Source organism: Rhizobium sp. Root1204 (assembly GCF_001424965.1).
Classification (GTDB): domain Bacteria; phylum Pseudomonadota; class Alphaproteobacteria; order Rhizobiales; family Rhizobiaceae; genus Pararhizobium.
On the sequence record NZ_LMCZ01000004.1, the window covers coordinates 55,484 to 73,367 of the forward strand.

General features: G+C 59.3%; 16 protein-coding genes. 3 read left to right on the forward strand and 13 right to left on the reverse strand.

From position 1 onward, the window contains the following. Positions 1-7: 7 nt before the first annotated feature. Positions 8-3,514, reverse strand: a complete 3,507-nt coding sequence (dnaE, locus tag ASC96_RS05830) for a DNA polymerase III subunit alpha (RefSeq protein ID WP_060502116.1) — start codon at positions 3,512-3,514, stop codon at positions 8-10. 161 nt (positions 3,515-3,675) lie between these two features. On the opposite strand from dnaE, the gene ASC96_RS05835 reads away from it, so the two are divergent. Then, positions 3,676-3,909, forward strand: coding sequence for a hypothetical protein (locus ASC96_RS05835; RefSeq protein ID WP_156393937.1), 234 nt, complete (start codon positions 3,676-3,678; stop codon positions 3,907-3,909). 67 nt (positions 3,910-3,976) lie between these two features. Continuing rightward, a complete protein-coding gene (locus tag ASC96_RS05840; protein WP_112834603.1) occupies positions 3,977-4,558 on the forward strand; it encodes a hypothetical protein in 582 nt (193 codons plus the stop codon). 38 nt (positions 4,559-4,596) lie between these two features. Here ASC96_RS05840 and ASC96_RS05845 read toward each other — a convergent pair whose 3' ends face one another. From ASC96_RS05845 to proS, 3 genes are read right to left on the reverse strand one after another with little or no spacing between them, the layout of a single operon-like run. After that, a complete protein-coding gene (locus ASC96_RS05845; protein ID WP_060502118.1) occupies positions 4,597-5,280 on the reverse strand; it encodes an ABC transporter ATP-binding protein in 684 nt (227 codons plus the stop codon). A gap of 18 nt (positions 5,281-5,298) precedes the next feature. Then, positions 5,299-6,606 carry a lipoprotein-releasing ABC transporter permease subunit gene (locus ASC96_RS05850; protein ID WP_060502119.1) on the reverse strand — a complete coding sequence of 436 codons (1,308 nt, stop codon included), beginning with the start codon at positions 6,604-6,606 and terminating at the stop codon, positions 5,299-5,301. An 11-nt stretch (positions 6,607-6,617) separates the two neighbouring features. Beyond that, on the reverse strand, positions 6,618-7,946 hold the full coding sequence (proS, locus tag ASC96_RS05855) for a proline--tRNA ligase (protein WP_060502120.1): 1,329 nt from the start codon (positions 7,944-7,946) through the stop codon (positions 6,618-6,620). On the opposite strand from proS, the gene ASC96_RS32495 reads away from it, so the two are divergent. After that, entirely contained in the window at positions 7,945-8,238 is a 294-nt protein-coding gene (locus tag ASC96_RS32495; protein ID WP_156397414.1) for a hypothetical protein, read from the forward strand. The genes proS and ASC96_RS32495 overlap by 2 nt on opposite strands. A gap of 394 nt (positions 8,239-8,632) precedes the next feature. Here the strand turns inward: ASC96_RS32495 and ASC96_RS05860 are convergent, their stop codons facing one another. From ASC96_RS05860 to ASC96_RS05900, 9 genes are all read right to left on the reverse strand, one after another. Further along, complete coding sequence (locus ASC96_RS05860) at positions 8,633-8,902, reverse strand: DUF1467 family protein (RefSeq protein WP_060502121.1); 270 nt, start codon at positions 8,900-8,902, stop codon at positions 8,633-8,635. Between the two features lie 129 nt (positions 8,903-9,031). Further along, entirely contained in the window at positions 9,032-9,436 is a 405-nt protein-coding gene (mce, locus tag ASC96_RS05865) for a methylmalonyl-CoA epimerase (RefSeq protein ID WP_060502122.1), read from the reverse strand. 20 nt (positions 9,437-9,456) lie between these two features. Further along, positions 9,457-11,124, reverse strand: a complete 1,668-nt coding sequence (locus ASC96_RS05870) for a ribonuclease J (RefSeq protein ID WP_060502123.1) — start codon at positions 11,122-11,124, stop codon at positions 9,457-9,459. A 35-nt stretch (positions 11,125-11,159) separates the two neighbouring features. Then, on the reverse strand, positions 11,160-11,927 hold the full coding sequence (locus ASC96_RS05875; RefSeq protein WP_060502124.1) for a biotin--[acetyl-CoA-carboxylase] ligase: 768 nt from the start codon (positions 11,925-11,927) through the stop codon (positions 11,160-11,162). Then, on the reverse strand, positions 11,924-13,366 hold the full coding sequence (nuoN, locus tag ASC96_RS05880; protein ID WP_060502125.1) for an NADH-quinone oxidoreductase subunit NuoN: 1,443 nt from the start codon (positions 13,364-13,366) through the stop codon (positions 11,924-11,926). The genes ASC96_RS05875 and nuoN overlap by 4 nt, the downstream gene beginning before the upstream one ends. 18 nt (positions 13,367-13,384) lie before the next feature. Continuing rightward, a complete protein-coding gene (locus ASC96_RS05885; protein ID WP_060502126.1) occupies positions 13,385-14,896 on the reverse strand; it encodes an NADH-quinone oxidoreductase subunit M in 1,512 nt (503 codons plus the stop codon). Continuing rightward, positions 14,896-16,893 carry an NADH-quinone oxidoreductase subunit L gene (gene nuoL, locus ASC96_RS05890; protein ID WP_060502127.1) on the reverse strand — a complete coding sequence of 666 codons (1,998 nt, stop codon included), beginning with the start codon at positions 16,891-16,893 and terminating at the stop codon, positions 14,896-14,898. Before nuoL ends, ASC96_RS05885 begins: the two co-directional genes overlap by 1 nt. Positions 16,894-16,900: 7 nt before the next feature. After that, positions 16,901-17,209: an NADH-quinone oxidoreductase subunit NuoK gene (nuoK, locus tag ASC96_RS05895; RefSeq protein ID WP_037169335.1), complete on the reverse strand. Its 309-nt coding sequence runs from the start codon at positions 17,207-17,209 to the stop codon at positions 16,901-16,903. A gap of 27 nt (positions 17,210-17,236) precedes the next feature. Further along, positions 17,237-17,851, reverse strand: a complete 615-nt coding sequence (locus tag ASC96_RS05900; RefSeq protein WP_060502128.1) for an NADH-quinone oxidoreductase subunit J — start codon at positions 17,849-17,851, stop codon at positions 17,237-17,239. Positions 17,852-17,884: the final 33 nt, after the last annotated feature.

Sequence of the window (17,884 nt, forward strand, 5' to 3'; positions counted from 1 at the left end):
TCCAGCGCTAGACCAGTTCGACATCGATGACGCCCGGCGCGGTCCTCAGCGCCGCCGCAATCTCAGGCGAGATGCGATATCGCTCGTTCAATTCCACCTCGATCTCGCGCTGGCCGTTGTCCTTGATGACGATGAACGACACCAGCCCCTCGCCGCGCGCATTCAGATGCGTGGCGACCGAGCGCAACGGACCGCTATCACGGACATAGACGCGCAGCGCCTTCTGCATCTGCAGCGACCGCTCTTCCAGCGACTGCAGCGTCTGGATGCGCATGCCGATGCCTTCCGGCCGCTCCTCGGCCTGCACCGTCATGACCAGCGATTTTCCGGGCTCCAACAGGTCGCGGTACTGATTGAGCGCCTCCGAAAACAGCACAGCTTCGAACTGTCCGGTTGAATCGGAGAAGGCAATGATGCCCATCTTGTTGCCGGTGCGGGTCTTGCGCTCCTGCTTCGACGTGACCGTTCCGGCCAAACGGCCCGCCGTTGCGCCTTTTTTTACGGACGCAGCAAAATCCGAAAATGTCTGAACACGGATCTTCGACAACAGGTCGTTATAGGTATCGAGCGGATGGGCCGATTGATAAAAGCCCAGAACCTGAAATTCGCGGTGCAGCTTTTCAGACGCCAGCCATGGCGAATAAGGCGGCAGGTTGATCTTTTCCGGACCAGTCGCCGCACCCGCGCCGAACATATCGCTCTGGCCGCTGATCTTGTTGGCCTGGGCGATCTGGGCGAAGCCGAGAATGCGATCGAGGCCGCCCACCAGTTCCGCCCGATCGTAGCCGAAGCAATCGAAGGCACCAGCGCAGATCAGGCTATCGAACACCCGCCGGTTCAAAAGCTTCGGGTCGATCCTCAGGCAGAAATCCTCAAGATTAGCGAAAGGCTCATCACCGCGCACGTCAACGATATGATCGACGGCCGCTTCGCCGACACCCTTGATGGCGGCGAGCGAATAGTAGATGCGGTTGTCGCCGGTTTCGAAGCGGCGGAATGAGGTCTGTACCGATGGCGGGATCACCTCGATATCGAGCCGGCTGGCATCCTGGCGGAAGTCGTTGATCTTGTCGGTGTTCGACATATCCAGCGTCATCGACGCGGCGAGGAACTCGACCGGGAAATGCGCCTTCAGGTAGGCCGTCTGGTAGGAGACGATGGCATAGGCGGCGGCGTGCGATTTGTTGAAGCCGTAGTTGGCGAACTTGGCGAGCAGATCGAAGATCAGATCGGACTGCGGCTTCGACACACCGTTGTCGACGGCACCTGTGACGAAACGGGCGCGCTGCTTGTCCATCTCCTCCTTGATCTTCTTACCCATGGCGCGGCGCAGAAGGTCGGCTTCACCGAGCGAATAGCCCGACAGGACCTGGGCGATCTGCATCACCTGCTCCTGATAGACGATAACGCCCTGGGTTTCCTTCAGCAGATAATCGATCTTCGGGTGGATCGATTCGATCTCTTCCTCGCCGTGCTTGCGGGCATTGTAGACCGGGATGTTTTCCATCGGGCCGGGACGGTAGAGCGCCACCAGCGCGATGATGTCCTCGATGCAGTCGGGCCGCATGCCGATCAGCGCCTTGCGCATGCCGGCACTTTCCACCTGGAACACGCCGACCGTATCGCCCTTGGACAGCATCTCGTAGGTTTTCTGGTCATCAAGCGGCAATGCTTCGAGATTGACCTCGATATTGCGCTTCCTGATGAAATCGACGGCGACCTTCAGCACGGTCAGCGTCTTCAGGCCGAGGAAGTCGAACTTGACGAGGCCGGCCTGCTCGACCCATTTCATGTTGAACTGGGTGACCGGCATGTCGGATCGCGGATCGCGGTACATCGGCACCAGCTGCGACAGCGGCCGGTCACCGATGACGATACCGGCGGCGTGGGTGGACGCGTGGCGGTAAAGACCTTCGATCTTCTGAGCGATATCGAGCAGACGGCCGATCACCGGCTCCTTGTCGACTTCTTCCTGGAAACGCGGCTCTTCCTCGATGGCCTTCGACAGAGGCGTCGGGTTTGCCGGGTTGTTCGGCACCAGCTTGCAGATCTTATCGACCTGGCCATAGGGCATTTCAAGCACACGGCCGACGTCACGGAGCGCCGCGCGCGCCTGCAGCGATCCGAAGGTGATGATCTGAGCCACCTGTTCGCGCCCATACTTGCGCTGCACGTAGCGAATGACTTCTTCGCGCCGGTCCTGGCAGAAGTCGATGTCGAAGTCGGGCATCGAGACGCGGTCCGGATTGAGGAAGCGCTCGAACAGCAGCGAGAAGCGCAAGGGATCGACGTCGGTGATGGTCAGGGCATAGGCAACCAGCGAGCCGGCACCCGAGCCACGGCCCGGCCCGACCGGAATATCCTGAAGCTTCGCCCACTTGATGAAGTCGGCAACGATCAGGAAGTAGCCGGGAAACTTCATCTTCTCGATGACGGAGAGCTCGAAATCCAGCCGCTCGCGATAATCCGTCTCGGTATAACCGGCCGAAAGGCCGAGCTTCTGCATCCGGTCTTCCAGGCCTTCGATGGCCTGACGACGCAGTTCAAGTTCCTCGGCGCGCTCGGCTTCCTTCGGATCATCGGTCGCGCCGGTGAAGCGCGGCAGGATTGGTCCGCGGGTCTTCAAGACGAAGGAGCAGCGTCTGGCGATCTCGATGGTGTTGTCCAGCGCCTCCGGCAGGTCGGCAAACAACGCCGCCATGTCCTTGCGGCTCTTCAGGTAATGATCCGGCGTCAGGCGGAAGCGGCTATCGTCCGAGACCATCGCATTGTGGGCGACAGCCATCAGCGCGTCATGGGCCTCGAATTCGGCCGGCGACGGGAAAAACGGCTCATTGGTCGCCACGATCGGCAGTTCGAGCTTGTAGGCGAGATCGATGACCCGGTTTTCCTGACGGCGATCATATTTGCCGTGACGCTGCAGTTCGACATAGAGACGGTCACCAAAAACCGCGGCAAGCGCCACCAGCCGCGTTTCCGCCAGCGCATGGTGTCCCGATTTCAAGGCCATGTCGACCGGCCCGCCCGAAGCACCGGTCAGCGCGATCAGTCCTTCCGCTCCGCCTTCCTGCAGCCAGGACAGAGCGATGCGAACCGACTGGTTGCCTTCGCCGCCGAGATAGGCCCGGCTGACGATATCGACGAGCCGGACATAACCGGCATCCGTCGCTGCGATCAGAACGATGGCCGGCAGCTTGGCCAGATGCTGGGCATGACCACGCTTCTCGCCCTCGCCTTCATCTTCCATGTCAATCGCAAGCTGGCAGCCGATCAGCGGCTGCAGACCATCGTCCATACATTTCTGCGAGAATTCGAGCGCGGCAAACAGGTTGTTGGTATCGGCAATGCCGATGGCCGGCTGGCCATCAGCGACGGCCTTGCCGATGATCTTCTTGACCGGCAAAGCGCCTTCGAGAAGCGAAAAGGCGGAATGAACGCGAAGATGCACGAACTGGGGTGAAGCGCCACCGGGGGCGGCACCATCCTGCCGCTTGTCGTTTACCGCATCTGCCATGGCACACCCCGATTCCTGTGAAGGCTTCAGGATATCCCGTTTCCATCCACAGAAGTCTAGTTTTCATCCACTATGCGGCAGTATTTTCGAACCGGGCTTGGCTTGTCCACAGTCCTAGCCCTCTTCATTTCCACACGGCAGCGAATGCGTGAAAATGGCCGGTGCCTGGCACCGTTCTACATCCCGATGACAATGATCGAAAAGCTGGCGATGAACATGGCGATGGAGGTCAAAGCGGCGAGATCACGAATGAAGTCAGTCATTGGTTGGCTCCCTTTCCTTTATGTTCTTATATTGTTCCATATTTGTTCATGCGTCAAGCAGCAACAGCAAATCTTCTGCTGCCAGGAAACAGAGATGGTAAACACTTTCTGACCGCCTTTGCGGCAAGGTAACCCGGCATCTGGACGTCAGCAGGCAGGCCAACTAGTCTGGCCGGCAATGCAAATCGGGGGATGATTGATGAAGATGTCACTGGCCGTCATGACGGCACTGCTCGGCCTATCTGCCACGACGGCGCAGGCTGCGGAAACCATCGACCCGGATCGGATCGCTTTCGCTGCGACGGGCGATTGGGACAAGGACGGCAGCTCCGACCTCGCCATGCTGGTGGCCCCGGCCGAAGGGAGCGACGAGGACCACGCAGTCTACATCTATCTCAATGACGGCGACACCGGCCGGCTGAAACTGAAGAGCGTTGTACCGAACAAGGTCTGGGGAGACCTGACCATGGTCGGACGGGCGCCATCGATCACTGCGCTTGCGAACGGCTCGATCCTGATCACCACCCACAACGATTCCGTCGGCCGCGACCGCTGGGAACAGAAGCTGACGATTGCCTATCGCAACTTCGATTTCGCCGTCGCCGGATATACCTATGCGTCCTATGACACGCTCAACCCGGATGATACCACGGACTGCGATTTCAACGTATTGACCGGCAAGGGTATGCGTAACGGCAAGCCGGTCGCGATCACCGGCGAGCTGATCTTCCTCAAGGACTGGACGGATGATCGAGGTCAAAGCATGTGCGGGCTTGAATAGAGCCAGCCCGGTGCCTGTCAAAGCGGGCAGCGGCTAGATTAAAGCTCGACGACCTTGCCGTCCTCGATTGTGACGCGGCGGTCCATGCGGGAGGCCAGTTCATAATTGTGCGTGGCGATCATTGCCGCCAGGCCCGACTGGCGCACCAATGCTTCCAATGCCTCGAAGACATAGCCGGCGGTTTCCGGATCGAGGTTACCGGTCGGCTCGTCAGCTAGGAGAACCAGCGGCGCATTGGCAACGGCGCGGGCAATGGCGACGCGCTGCTGCTCGCCGCCGGACAGCTCCGAGGGACGGTGTTCGGCACGGTGGCCGATGCGCATGTAATCCAGCAATGCGGCCGCGCGTTCACGCGCCTCGGCCTTGTTAAGACCGGCAATCAGCTGCGGCATCATGATGTTTTCGATCGCCGTGAATTCCGGCAGCAGATGATGGAACTGGTAGACGAAGCCGATGTCGTTGCGGCGGATTGCCGTGCGCTTCTCGTCGCCAAGCGCGCCGCAGGATTGGCCGTTGATCAGGACTTCGCCGCCGTCGGGACGTTCCAGCAGCCCAGCCAGATGCAACAGCGTCGATTTACCGGTGCCGGACGGGGCAACAAGCGCCACAGTCTGCCCGCCATAAAGCGAAAAGTCCGCCCCCTTGAGGATCGACAGGGTTTCGTCGCCCTGGCTGTAATGGCGTTCGACGCCGGAAAGCTGCAATGCCACGCGCGCATTCATCGTGTCTGAAATCCCCAATTATTCGTAGCGCAGAGCCTGAACCGGATCGAGGCGCGAGGCGCGCCAGGCCGGAAAGATCGTGGCAAGGAAGGAAAGGCCAATGGCCATGAGGACAACCGACGTGGTCTCACCCAGGTTCATATCGGCCGGAAGCTGACTCAGGAAATAGAGCTCGGGATTGAACAGCGTCGTTCCCGAAATCCAGGAAAAGAACTGGCGGATGGACTCGATATTGAGACAAACCACAACGCCTAGAAGGACGCCTGCAATGGTTCCGACAATGCCGATCGCTGCCCCCGTCATGAAGAATATCCGCATGATGGAGCCCGACGATGCGCCCATGGTGCGCAGGATCGCGATGTCGCTGCCCTTGTCCTTCACCAGCATGATCAGGCCGGAGACGATATTGAGCGCCGCCACCAGAATGATCAGCGTCAGGATCATGAACATGACGTTGCGTTCGACCTGAAGGGCTGAGAAGAAGGTCTTGTTGCGATCACGCCAGTCGCTGATCAATACCTGGCGGCCGGCCGCATCCTCGATCGGCTGGCGCAACTCATCGACCAGGTCCGGGTTGGTGACGAACAGCTCGATCGACTGCGCTATCCCTTCGGCATTGAAATAGAGCTGTGCTTCTTCCAGCGGCATGAAGATGATCGAGGCATCATATTCCGACATGCCGATCTCGAAGATCGCCGAGACAGTATAGGCCTTGATGCGTGGATTGACGCCCATCGGCGTGATGTCGCCTTCCGGCGACACCAGCGAGATCGTACCACCAACGGTGACGCCGAGCTGTTGAGCCATGCGCGAGCCGATCGCGACGCCAGTTCCCGCGGCATACCCGACGAGATCGCCCGCCTGAATGTGCTCGGAAATCGACTTCATCTTGGCAAGATCGTCAGCCCGCACGCCACGAACCAGCGCACCGGTACTGGCGCCTCCCTGGCCTGAGGCTAATATCTGGCCTTCGATCATCGGGATCGCCATGGTGACACCCTTGACGCCGGAAAACTTGGTCGCGAGGTCGGCATAATTATCGAGCGGCCCATCCAGTGGCTGGACGATCATGTGGCCGTTGATGCCGAGAATACGCGAGATCAGCTCCGTGCGAAAACCGTTCATGACAGCCATGACGATGATCAGCGTCGCCACACCGAGCATGATGCCGATGAAGGAAAACCCGGCAATCACCGAAATGAACGCTTCCTTGCGGCGCGAGCGCAGATAGCGCCAGGCCACCATGCGCTCGAATGTGGAAAACGGACGGCTCGACGGCGCCTGCGCGGTCGCTGCCTTTTCCTGTTCTAGCGTCGCGGCGCTCATTCCCTGGTCCCTTATTTCGAGGCAGTCAGCTTGTTGATGGCAGCCTCGATCGTCAATGTTTCGCGGGCGCCGGTCTTGCGGTCCTTGAGCTCGACCTCGCCGTTCGCCACCGAACGTGGACCGGCAATGATCTGCGTGGGAACGCCGATCAGGTCGGCGGTCGCAAACTTGGTGCCGGCGCGATCATCCTTGTCGTCGTACAGCGTGTCGAATCCTGCCTTGTTGAGCGAAGCATAGATGGTTTCGCACGCCGCGTCGCAGGCTTCGTCACCGGACTTCATGTTGATCACAACCGCGTCGAACGGTGCGATCGAGGCCGGCCAGATGATACCGTTCTCGTCATGCGAGGCTTCGATGATGGCTGGAACCAGCCGGGTCGGGCCGATGCCGTAGGAGCCCATGTGCACCGTGTGCTCCTTGCCGTCGGGGCCTTGAACCTTGGCGCCCATGGCTTCGGAATATTTGGTGCCGAAATAGAAGATGTGGCCAACTTCGATGCCGCGGGCCGAGACCTTCTGGGAATCGTCGATGGCGTTAAAGGCGGCTTCGTCGTGCATCTCCGAGGTGGCGGCGTAGAGCGACGTCCACTTGTCGAAGATCGCCTTCATCGCGGCTGCGTCCCAGAAATCGGTATCGTCGGCCGGAATGTCGAAATCGAGGAAGTGCTTGTGGCAGAAGACCTCCGATTCACCGGTATCGGCAAGGATGATGAACTCGTGGCTGAGATCGCCGCCGATCGGGCCGGTATCGGCCCGCATCGGAATGGCGCGCAGGCCAAGCCGTGCGAAGGTGCGCAGGTATGCCGCGAACATGCGATTGTAGCTGTCCACGGCGCCTTCACGATTGAGGTCGAAGGAATAGGCGTCCTTCATCAGGAATTCGCGCGAGCGCATGGTGCCGAAACGCGGACGGCGCTCGTCGCGGAACTTCAACTGGATATGATAGAGATTGAGCGGCAGATCCTTGTAGGACTTTACGTAGGAACGGAAGACGTCCGTGATCATTTCCTCGTTGGTCGGACCGTAGAGCATGTCGCGCTTGTTGCGGTCCTTGATCCGCAGCATCTCGTCGCCGTAAGCGTCGTAGCGGCCGCTTTCCTGCCAGAGTTCGGCCGATTGCAGCGTCGGCATCAGGAGTTCGACGGCGCCGGCGCGGTTCTGCTCTTCCCGGATGATCCTGGTCACCTTGTCGAGAACCCGCTTGCCGAGCGGCAGCCATGTATAGATGCCGGCCGACTGCTGGCGCACCATGCCCGCACGCAGCATCAGCCGGTGCGAAACAATTTCCGCTTCCTTCGGGGTTTCCTTCAGAATGGGCATGAAAAAGCGGGACAGGCGCATGAACAGGTTCCAGAAATTAAAAGCACTTCGCACTATCTTTGGAATCGGGCGAAATAACGTTGAGCCTGCAGGCCGCGCACGCGTCAAGCGCGCAAACCGGACACTGCCGTTTGACTGTTTGCCGCGACGATCCGGCCAGCTGATTCCAGAAGGGGATGCACCGCGCTCAAGCGTTCATAGACGCTTCGCGGCAGGAAGAAAACCCGTCATCTTGTTTGGCGTAACAGGTGAAGGGACGGAGGATTTCAAGGTCCGGAAAAACAAAAATACCTGCGTCAAAAAGGCACGGTAGTAACAGGATTTTGACAGAAGTTGTCAACGGAAAAATTTTACTAGAGTGTAGCAAAAATGCAAAAAAATCGGATGACAACGCATAATGTTTGGGCTAGTTTTGGCCCACAAAAGAGGCAGGGAGATTAAATTCTTGTCGATTTCGCGGTCAAGTCTTGGGAGGATAAGATCTTAGGCGCGGTTACACGCAGCCACCGGTAACGGATAAGGATCACGCGATACTTTAAAGAACAAGGCTTCTGGCCTTGTTTTTTTTTGACTTTTATACTGAAGACATCAGAAGAAAAAATTGATGCCGCCTGAATCGCGGCAATTCTGTGGCGCGCATATCGGGTCACCGGCCATGCAGGCGGTAAGCCGCCGCTATCACAGCCGCGGCAACGCCGGTTATCGCCTCAATAGAACTTCGGTGCAAATTGCGGAATAGAGTCCAGGCCGTAGCCCATTCGGACCGACAGGACGTACCATATGGCATGGATGACAGCAGCAAGCACCGAGGTCATCAAAAAGACCCGCAGTGCGCGAAAACGGGCGGGCGCACTTTCGATGCTGCCAGGAACCACCTCATTCTCCTCCGCCTGCGTCCGCAAGCCGATCGGCAAGACGATGAACAGCGACAACCACCAGATGATGAAGTAAATCGCGAAGGTGGAAAAGATCGGCATTGGGGTCTCTCGTTACGAAGGGAGATGGATGTCTCACCTCTTGGCATCGCGCGTGTAAGCGCCGTTATAACGCTTTCGCCTCTGCGCGACAAATACTGCGCCCGATAAATACAGGCACGCGGTCTTCTGTCACACCTGCTCGAGTTCGATCAGCGTGCCGAAGAAATCCTTCGGATGAAGAAACAGCACCGGCTTGCCATGCGCGCCGGTCTTCGGATTGCCGTCGCCAAGCACCCTTCCCCCGGCAGCAATCAGGCTATCGCGCGCGCTGAGGATGTCTTCAACCTCGTAGCAGATATGATGCATGCCGCCGGCCGGATTTTTCGCGAGAAAGGCTGCGATCGGCGAGTCTGTGCCAAGCGGCTCCAGCAGTTCGACCTTGGTATTTTCAAGCGTGACGAACACGACGTTGACGCCGTGTTCCGGCAGCGCTTCCGGTTCGGTCACCGAGGCGCCGAGCACCGAGCGGTATCGCTCGACCGCTTCGGCAAGATCCGGAACAGCAAGCGCGATATGGTTGACACGTCCAAGCATCGTACGCCGGCTCCTCGCTATCAGAGTTTATTGATAAACACGGTGACGACTGGCTTCTTGCCCCAGACGTCATTAGCCGTGCCACGGATGGCCCGGCGTACCGCTTCCGTCACCATGGCGATATCCTTGCGCTTGCCGCGCGGGATGCTTTCGACGGCACCCAGCACCGCGTCATAGAGCGTATCGTTCATGTCTTCGCCCTCATCGTCAAACTCGGGCAAGCCGATCGGAACGACGATCGGATCGGCGGCGAAATCGTAGCGCGCGTCAAGCTGAACGTTCACCGCGACATGGCCGGCGAAGGACAGCTTGCGGCGCTCGCCGATCCCCATCTCCTCGAAGTCACCGATCAGGCTGCCGTCCTTGTAGATCCGGCCGTGCGGCGCTTCGCCGATGACGGACGCCGGTCCCGGTGCAAGGCGGAGAATATCGCCGTTGCGAACACGCGGGACAGTCTTGATGCCGGACTGAAGGCCAAGCTCGGCCTGTGCCGTCAGATGTGCGGCTTCACCATGAACCGGCACCAGCATCTGCGGACGCGTCCACTGGTACATCTGCTGCAACTCGTTGCGGCGGGGATGGCCGGAGACATGCACCAAGGCTTCGTTATCGGTGACGATGTGGATGCCTTGTTCAATCAAACCATTCTTGATGTCGTTGATGGCCTTCTCGTTGCCGGGAATGGCCCGCGAGGAAAACACCACGGTATCGCCGGCCGTCAGCGCGACGTTGCGCATCTCGTCACGCGAGATCTTGGCGAGTGCCGCGCGGGATTCGCCCTGGCTGCCGGTCAGGATCACCACGACCTTGTCGCGCGGGATGTAACCGAACTCGTCTTCGGCGATGAACGGGTTCAATCCTTCCATCAGACCGACATCGCGGGCGACATCGCAGACGCGCTTCATCGAACTGCCGAGCAGCAGCACATCGCGGCCGGCTTCGGCCGAAGCCTTGGCGATCGAGCGGATGCGGCCGACATTGGACGAGAAGGTGGTGATTGCCACCCGTCCCTTGGCATTCTGGATGATCTTGGTGAGGCTGGCCGAAACCTCCTCTTCCTGGGGCGATACGCCATCGCGCATCGCGTTGGTGCTGTCGCACATCAGCGCCAGCACGCCCTCATCGCCGATGGCGCGGAACCGCGCCTCGTCGGTCAACGGGCCGAGCGACGGCTTATGGTCGATCTTCCAGTCGCCGGTATGAACGACATTGCCGAGCGGCGTGCGGATCACCAGCGACATCGGCTCGGGGATCGAGTGGTTGACGCCGACGGCTTCGATCTCGAACGGACCGACATTGATACGGTCACCTTCCTTGAAGATGGTGATCGGCACCTGGGCGCGGCTGCGCTCGTAGGAGCGCTTGGCTTCCAGCATGCCTGCGGTAAACGGCGAGGCATAGACCGGTACGTTGAGCCCCGGCCACAGGTCGGCCAGCGCGCCATAATGGTCTTCATGGGCATGGGTGATGATGATGCCCTTGAGGTTCTTGCGCTCTTCGGCAAGGAAGCGGATATCGGGAAGCACGAGATCAACGCCGGGCAGATCAAGGCCCGGGAAAGTCACGCCGCAATCGACCATGATCCACTGGCGATGGGAGGGCGAACCGTAGCCGTAAAGGGCCAGGTTCATGCCGATTTCCCCCACTCCGCCCAGCGGCAGGAAGACGAGTTCGTCTTGTTTGCTCATTGATTGATTGCGCCTTATGTCACCCGAAATGGGTTCTATCCAAAAAATACATCGCCCGCGGCGATGCGCTGAACCGTGCCTGCTCCAATATCGAGCATCAACCGGCCGTCTTCATCTATGCCTTCAAACCTGCCGGAAAGCGAGCGATCCGGCAGGTTGACTGTAATCTTCTGGCCGATGCCGCCTGCTGCGGACCGCCATTGTGCAATAATCTCTGCAATGCCTTCGCCGCGATTCCAGGTGTTCAGCACATCACTCATGCTACGGAACAGATGGGCAAAAAGCTCGTCCGGCGAAACGCCGGCGCCTTCCGCCTGCAAACTGGTCACCGGATAGAGCCCGTGATCCGGCGCCAGCGCGACATTGATGCCGCAGCCGATCACCAGCGCATGGTGCCCATCCGGCAGCCCCTCGCCTTCCAAGAGGATACCGCAGCACTTCTTGCCTGCAATCAGAATATCGTTCGGCCATTTGATCGAGACCGGGTTGGAGCCTGCCGGCATCACGGCCTGTATCGCGCGGTGCACCGCCACGGCGACCGCGAGCGGCAGTGATTGGAGCTTATCCATCGGTGCCGGATCGATCAGCAGCAGCGACGCATAGAGATTGCCCGGCTCCGAAGCCCAGCTACGGCCGCGGCGGCCGCGACCGGAAATCTGCCGTGCGGCGGTGATCCAGTGAAACCCCGGATCACCCGCACGCGCCCGGATCAGGCATTCCGTGTTCGTCGATCCGACATCGCCAAGGGCCGTATGCCGGAATTGATCGATCGAAACCCTGCCGATCCGGTCCTGTCCTGTCAAAAGAATGTCCGCGCTGCAACTTCAGCCGCCGTACCGATCGGTCCACCGATCAACACATAGGCGAGAACGAACAGACCCGAGAGCGTGTAAACCAAACGCAGCATGCCGGAGGGACGGGCAAACTCGCCTTTGGCTTCGTCGAACCACATCACCTTGATGACACGCAGATAATAGTAAGCACCGACGACGGAGGCGAGCACACCGATGATCGCCAGAGCATAGAGATGCGCTTCGATCGCCGCCATGAACACGAAATACTTGGCAAAGAAGCCTGCGAGCGGCGGAATGCCAGCCAGCGAGAACATCATGATGGTCAAAACCGTCGCCATCCAGGGATTGGTCTGCGACAGGCCAGCCAGGTCATCGACGCTTTCGACGTGATTGCCGTCCTTGCGCTTCATCGCCATGATGATGGCAAAGGTACCGAGCGTCATGACCACATAGACCAGCATGTAGATCAGCACGCCGCGTACACCGGCCATCGAACCGCTGGACAGGCCAACGAGCGCATAACCCATGTGGCCGATCGACGAATAAGCCATCAGTCGCTTGATGTTCTTCTGACCGATGGCGGCAAACGAGCCGAGCAGCATCGAGGCAATCGAGATGAACACAACGATCTGCTGCCAGTCGGTGACGATCGGCTCGAACGGCATGATCACCAGACGGATCAGCATCGCCATCGCGGCAACCTTCGGAGCAGCCGCAAAGAACGCGGTCACCGGTGTCGGAGCGCCTTCGTAAACGTCCGGCGTCCACATATGGAACGGAACGGCGGAAATCTTGAAGGCAACACCGGCCAGAATGAAGACGAGACCGAAGACCAGGCCAAGCGAGCGGCCCTCTGCCGACAGGGCAGCGGCAATGCCTTCAAAACCGGTATGACCAGTGAAGCCGTAGACCAGCGACATGCCATAGAGCAGCATGCCGGAAGACAGCGCGCCAAGCACGAAATACTTGAGGCCAGCTTCAGTCGAACGCAGGTTGTCGCGGTTCATCGCGGCAACGACGTAGAGCGCCAGCGACTGCAGTTCGAGCGCCAGGTACACCGAGATCAGGTCGTTGGCGGAAATCATCAGAAGCATGCCGAGCGTTGCCAGCACGATCAGCACCGGGAATTCGAACCGGTCGATACCGCTCGAACGCGCCTCGCCTGCCGACATGATCAGCGCCACGATGGAGCCGAACAGCGTCAGCACCTTCATGAACTTGCCGAACGGATCGGAGAGGAAAGCGCCGTTATAACCCTGACCGTCGCCCGTCTGCCAGACCAGCCAGGCGCCGGAAACGGCCAGCAGGCCAACCGCCAGCCACGTCACCATGCCCGACGATTTCTCGCCGGAGAAGACGCCGATCATCAACAACACCATGGCACCGACCGCAAGGATCAGCTCGGGGGTCGACAGGTGCAGGCTCAGAAGGAATGTTTCAGTCGTCATTTCAATCCCGTCCTGTCGTCAATTCGCCGAAAGCGCAACGTCATGCGCTGCCTGCACGGCCGCAGTGTAGTTGTTGATAAGCACGTCCACGGAGGCTGCCGTCGCATCGAACACCGGAGCCGGATAGACGCCGAAGAAGATGGTGAGCACGATCAGCGGATAGAGCAGCGCCTTTTCACGGCCGGAGAGATCCAGCAGCGATTTCAGGCTGTCCTTGTCGAGTGTACCGAAGATCACCCGGCGATAGAGCCAAAGAGCATAGCACGCCGACAGGATAACGCCGGTGGTGGCGAAGAACGCAACCCAGGTATTGGCCCGGAATGTGCCGAGCAGCACGGTGATTTCACCGACGAACCCGGACGTACCAGGCAAGCCGACATTGGCCATGGTGAAGATCATGAAGGCCACTGCGTATTTCGGCATGTTGTTGACGAGACCGCCATAGGCGCTGATCTCGCGGGTGTGGGTACGGTCGTAGACGACGCCGACACAGAGGAAGAGCGCGCCGGACACCAGGCCGTGCGACAGCATCTGGAAGATCGCACCCTGCACGCCTTGCGTATTGGCGGCAAAGATACCCATGGTCACGTAGCCCATGTGGGCGACCGACGAATAGGCGATCAGCTTCTTGATGTCGGACTGCATCATCGCCACCAGCGAGGTGTACATGATCGCGACGACCGACAGCGTGAAGACGAAGGGGGCGAAATAGTCGGATGCCAAGGGGAACATCGGCAGCGAGAAGCGCAAGAAGCCGTAACCGCCGAGCTTCAGCAGAACACCAGCCAGGATGACCGAGCCCGCCGTCGGCGCCTGAACGTGCGCGTCGGGAAGCCAGGTATGGACGGGCCACATCGGCATCTTCACCGCGAACGAGGCGAAGAAGGCCAGCCATAGCCATGTCTGCATCTGCGCCGGGAACTGATAGGCAAGCAGTTCGGCAATGTCTGTCGTACCGGCCTGCCAGTACATCGCCATGATGGCGAGCAGCATCAGCACCGAACCGAGCAGCGTGTAGAGGAAGAATTTGTAGGCCGCGTAGACGCGCTCCTTGCCGCCCCAGACGCCGATGATGATGAACATCGGGATCAGGCCGGCTTCGAAGAACACGTAGAACAGTACGATATCGAGCGACACGAAGACGCCGATCATGAACACTTCCAACAAGAGGAAGGCGATCATGTACTGCTTCAGGCGCTTTTCGACCGAAAGCCAGCTGGCCACGACGCAGAACGGCATCAGGAAGGCGGACAACACCACGAACAGCATCGAAATGCCGTCGATGCCGAGATGGTAGGAAATGCCAGTACCAAGCCAGGCATGCTTCTCGACCATCTGGAAGCCGGGGTTCGAATTATCGAAGCTCCACCAGATCCAGCAGGATAGCAGGAAGGTAACGATCGTCGTCAACAACGAGATGTTCAGGATATTACGGCGGCCGGAAGCGCTGTCTTCACGCGTCAGAAGCAGAAGAGCAACACCGACCAGCGGCAGGAAGGTGACCGCGGAGAGAATGGGCCAATCGGTCATCAGAAGGAGCTCCCGAGCATCATCCAGGTAACGAGCGCCGCAATGCCGATGAGCATCACGAATGCGTAGTGATAGAGGTAACCGGTCTGCAGGCGAACGACGCGGTCAGTCACGTCCATGACGCGAGCGGCGATGCCGTTCGGGCCGTAGCCGTCGATGATCCGGCCATCGCCTTCCTTCCACAGGAAGGTGCCGATGCGTTTGGCAGGACGAACGAACAGGAAGTCGTAGAGTTCGTCGAAATACCACTTGTTGAGCAGGAACTGGTAAAGACCACGATGCTGCTCGGCCAGGTACTTTGGCGTCTCCGGCGAGCGGATATACATGTACCAGGCAGTGACAAAGCCGAGGATCATCGCGATGAACGGGCTCAGTGCAACGAGAGCCGGAACGTGGTGGAAATGCTCCAGCAGTTCGTTCTCAGGCGACGTGAACAGCGCCCCTTGCCAGAATTCGGCATAGTCGTGACCGTAGAAATAGCCTCCGAACACCATGCCGGCGGCGATCGCGCCGATAGCCAGAATGAACAGCGGCAGCAGCATGACCATCGGCGATTCGTGCACGTGATGCATGACTTCGTGCGAAGCGCGCGGCTTGCCATAGAAGGTCATGAATATCAGGCGCCACGAATAGAAGCTCGTGAAGCAGGCAGCGATAACCAGCATCGTGAATGCAAAACCGGAAACCGGGGAATGCGATGCGTAGGCGGCCTCGATGATGATATCCTTGGAAATGAAGCCTGCAAAGCCAATCCCCGAGAACGGGATACCGACACCGGTAATGGCCAGCGTGCCGATCATCATCATCCAGAAGGTCCACTTGATGTGCGGACGAAGCCCGCCCATGTGGCGCATGTCCTGCTCGCCATCGACGGCATGGATGACCGAACCAGCGCATAGGAACAGCAGCGCCTTGAAGAACGCATGCGTGAACAGGTGGAAGATAGCAGCGCCATAGGCACCAGTTCCCAGTGCGACGAACATGTAGCCGAGCTGCGAGCAGGTCGAATAGGCGATAACGCGCTTGATATCGTTCTGAACCAGACCGACGGTCGCCGCAAAGAACGCGGTGATCGCGCCGATGACGGTAACGACGACCAGAGCCGTATGCGACAGTTCGAACAGCGGCGACATGCGGGCGACGAGGAAGACGCCGGCGGTCACCATGGTTGCGGCATGGATCAACGCCGACACCGGTGTCGGGCCTTCCATGGCGTCCGGCAGCCAGGTGTGCAGCAGGAACTGCGCCGACTTGCCCATAGCGCCCATGAAGAGCAGCAGGCAGACGGCGGTGATCGCATGGGCCTTGTCGAGATGCATGCCGAACAGATTGATGACGGCTTCGCCACCTTCAGCAGCGCCTTCGGCCGGCAGATAGCTGGCAGCAGCGGCAAACACGGTTTCGAAGCTGATCGAGCCGAACAGGTAGAAGACGCCGAAAATGCCGAGCGCGAAACCGAAGTCACCGACGCGGTTGACGATGAACGCCTTCATCGCGGCCGCCGAGGCGGACGGCTTCTTGTACCAGAAGCCGATCAGCAGATAGGACGCCAGACCAACGCCTTCCCAGCCGAAGAACATCTGCAGCAGGTTGTCCGAGGTCACCAGCATCAGCATGGCGAAGGTGAACAGCGACAGATAGGCAAAGAAGCGCGGCCGATGCGGGTCGTGATGCATGTAGCCGATCGAATAGAGATGGACCAGGCAGGACACAGTGTTGACGACAACGAACATCACGGCCGTCAACGTATCGACGCGGAAAGCCCATTCGGTATCGAAGCTGCCGGACTGGATCCAGCGCATCACGGTGACCTTGATCATTTCCGCCTCGCCGAGCGCGACGTGGAAGAACACGACCCAGGACAGGACTGCGACAATAACCATGAAGCCGGTGGTAACGTATTCCGAAGCCTTGGCGCCGATCGAGGTGCCGAACAGACCCGCGATCAGGAAGCCGATCAGCGGCAGGAAGACGATGGCTTGAATAATCGTATTCATTGGCCGCTCAGCCCTTCATCATGTTGACGTCTTCCACGGCGATGGAGCCGCGGTTGCGGTAGAAGACGACGAGAATTGCAAGACCGATGGCGGCTTCCGCGGCCGCGACGGTCAGAATGAACAGGGCGAACACCTGGCCGGTGATGTCGTTGAGGAACGACGAGAACGCAACCATGTTGATGTTGACCGCCAGCAGAATGAGTTCCACCGACATCAGGATGATGATGACGTTCTTCCGGTTGAGGAAGATGCCGAAGACGCCCAGCGTGAACAGGATGGCGCTGACGGTCAGATAGTGGGAAATACCGATTTCCATGATGAGTTCCTTGACCTCGCGTCCGTCTTAAAGGCCCTGCCCCGACTTCACCTTGACCACTTCAACAGCGGTCTTGGGCGAACGGGCAACCTGTGTGGGAATATCCTGGCGTTTGATGTTGTCGCGATGGCGCAGCGTCAGGACGATGGCGCCGATCATGGCGACCAGAAGAACCAGGCCGGCAATCTGGAAGAAGTAGACATAGTGCGTATAGAGCACGTCGCCGAGAGCAGCGGTGTTGGTTCGATCGGCAACCGCCGGGATCGGCATCGAGATCGACTTGGCGATTTCCGGCGAGAACGAGCTGCCGCCGACCACGATGATCAGCTCGGCTGCCAGCACCAGGCCGATCAGCGCGCCGACCGGCGCATATTCAAGCACGCCCGACCTCAGCTGGGTGAAGTCGATGTCGAGCATCATCACCACGAAGAGGAAGAGAACCGCGACGGCGCCGATATAAACAACCAGCAGGATCATCGCCAGGAACTCGGCGCCCGTCAAAAGAAACAGGCCGGCGGCGTTGAAGAACGTCAGGATCAGGAACAGCACGGAATAAACAGGGTTCCGCGAAGAAATCACCATGAACGCCGACGCAACCGCGACGAATGAAAAAAGATAGAAAAAAAGAGCCTGCAGACCCATGATCGGTGCCTTTTTCGTCTTCCCCGGGCAGGC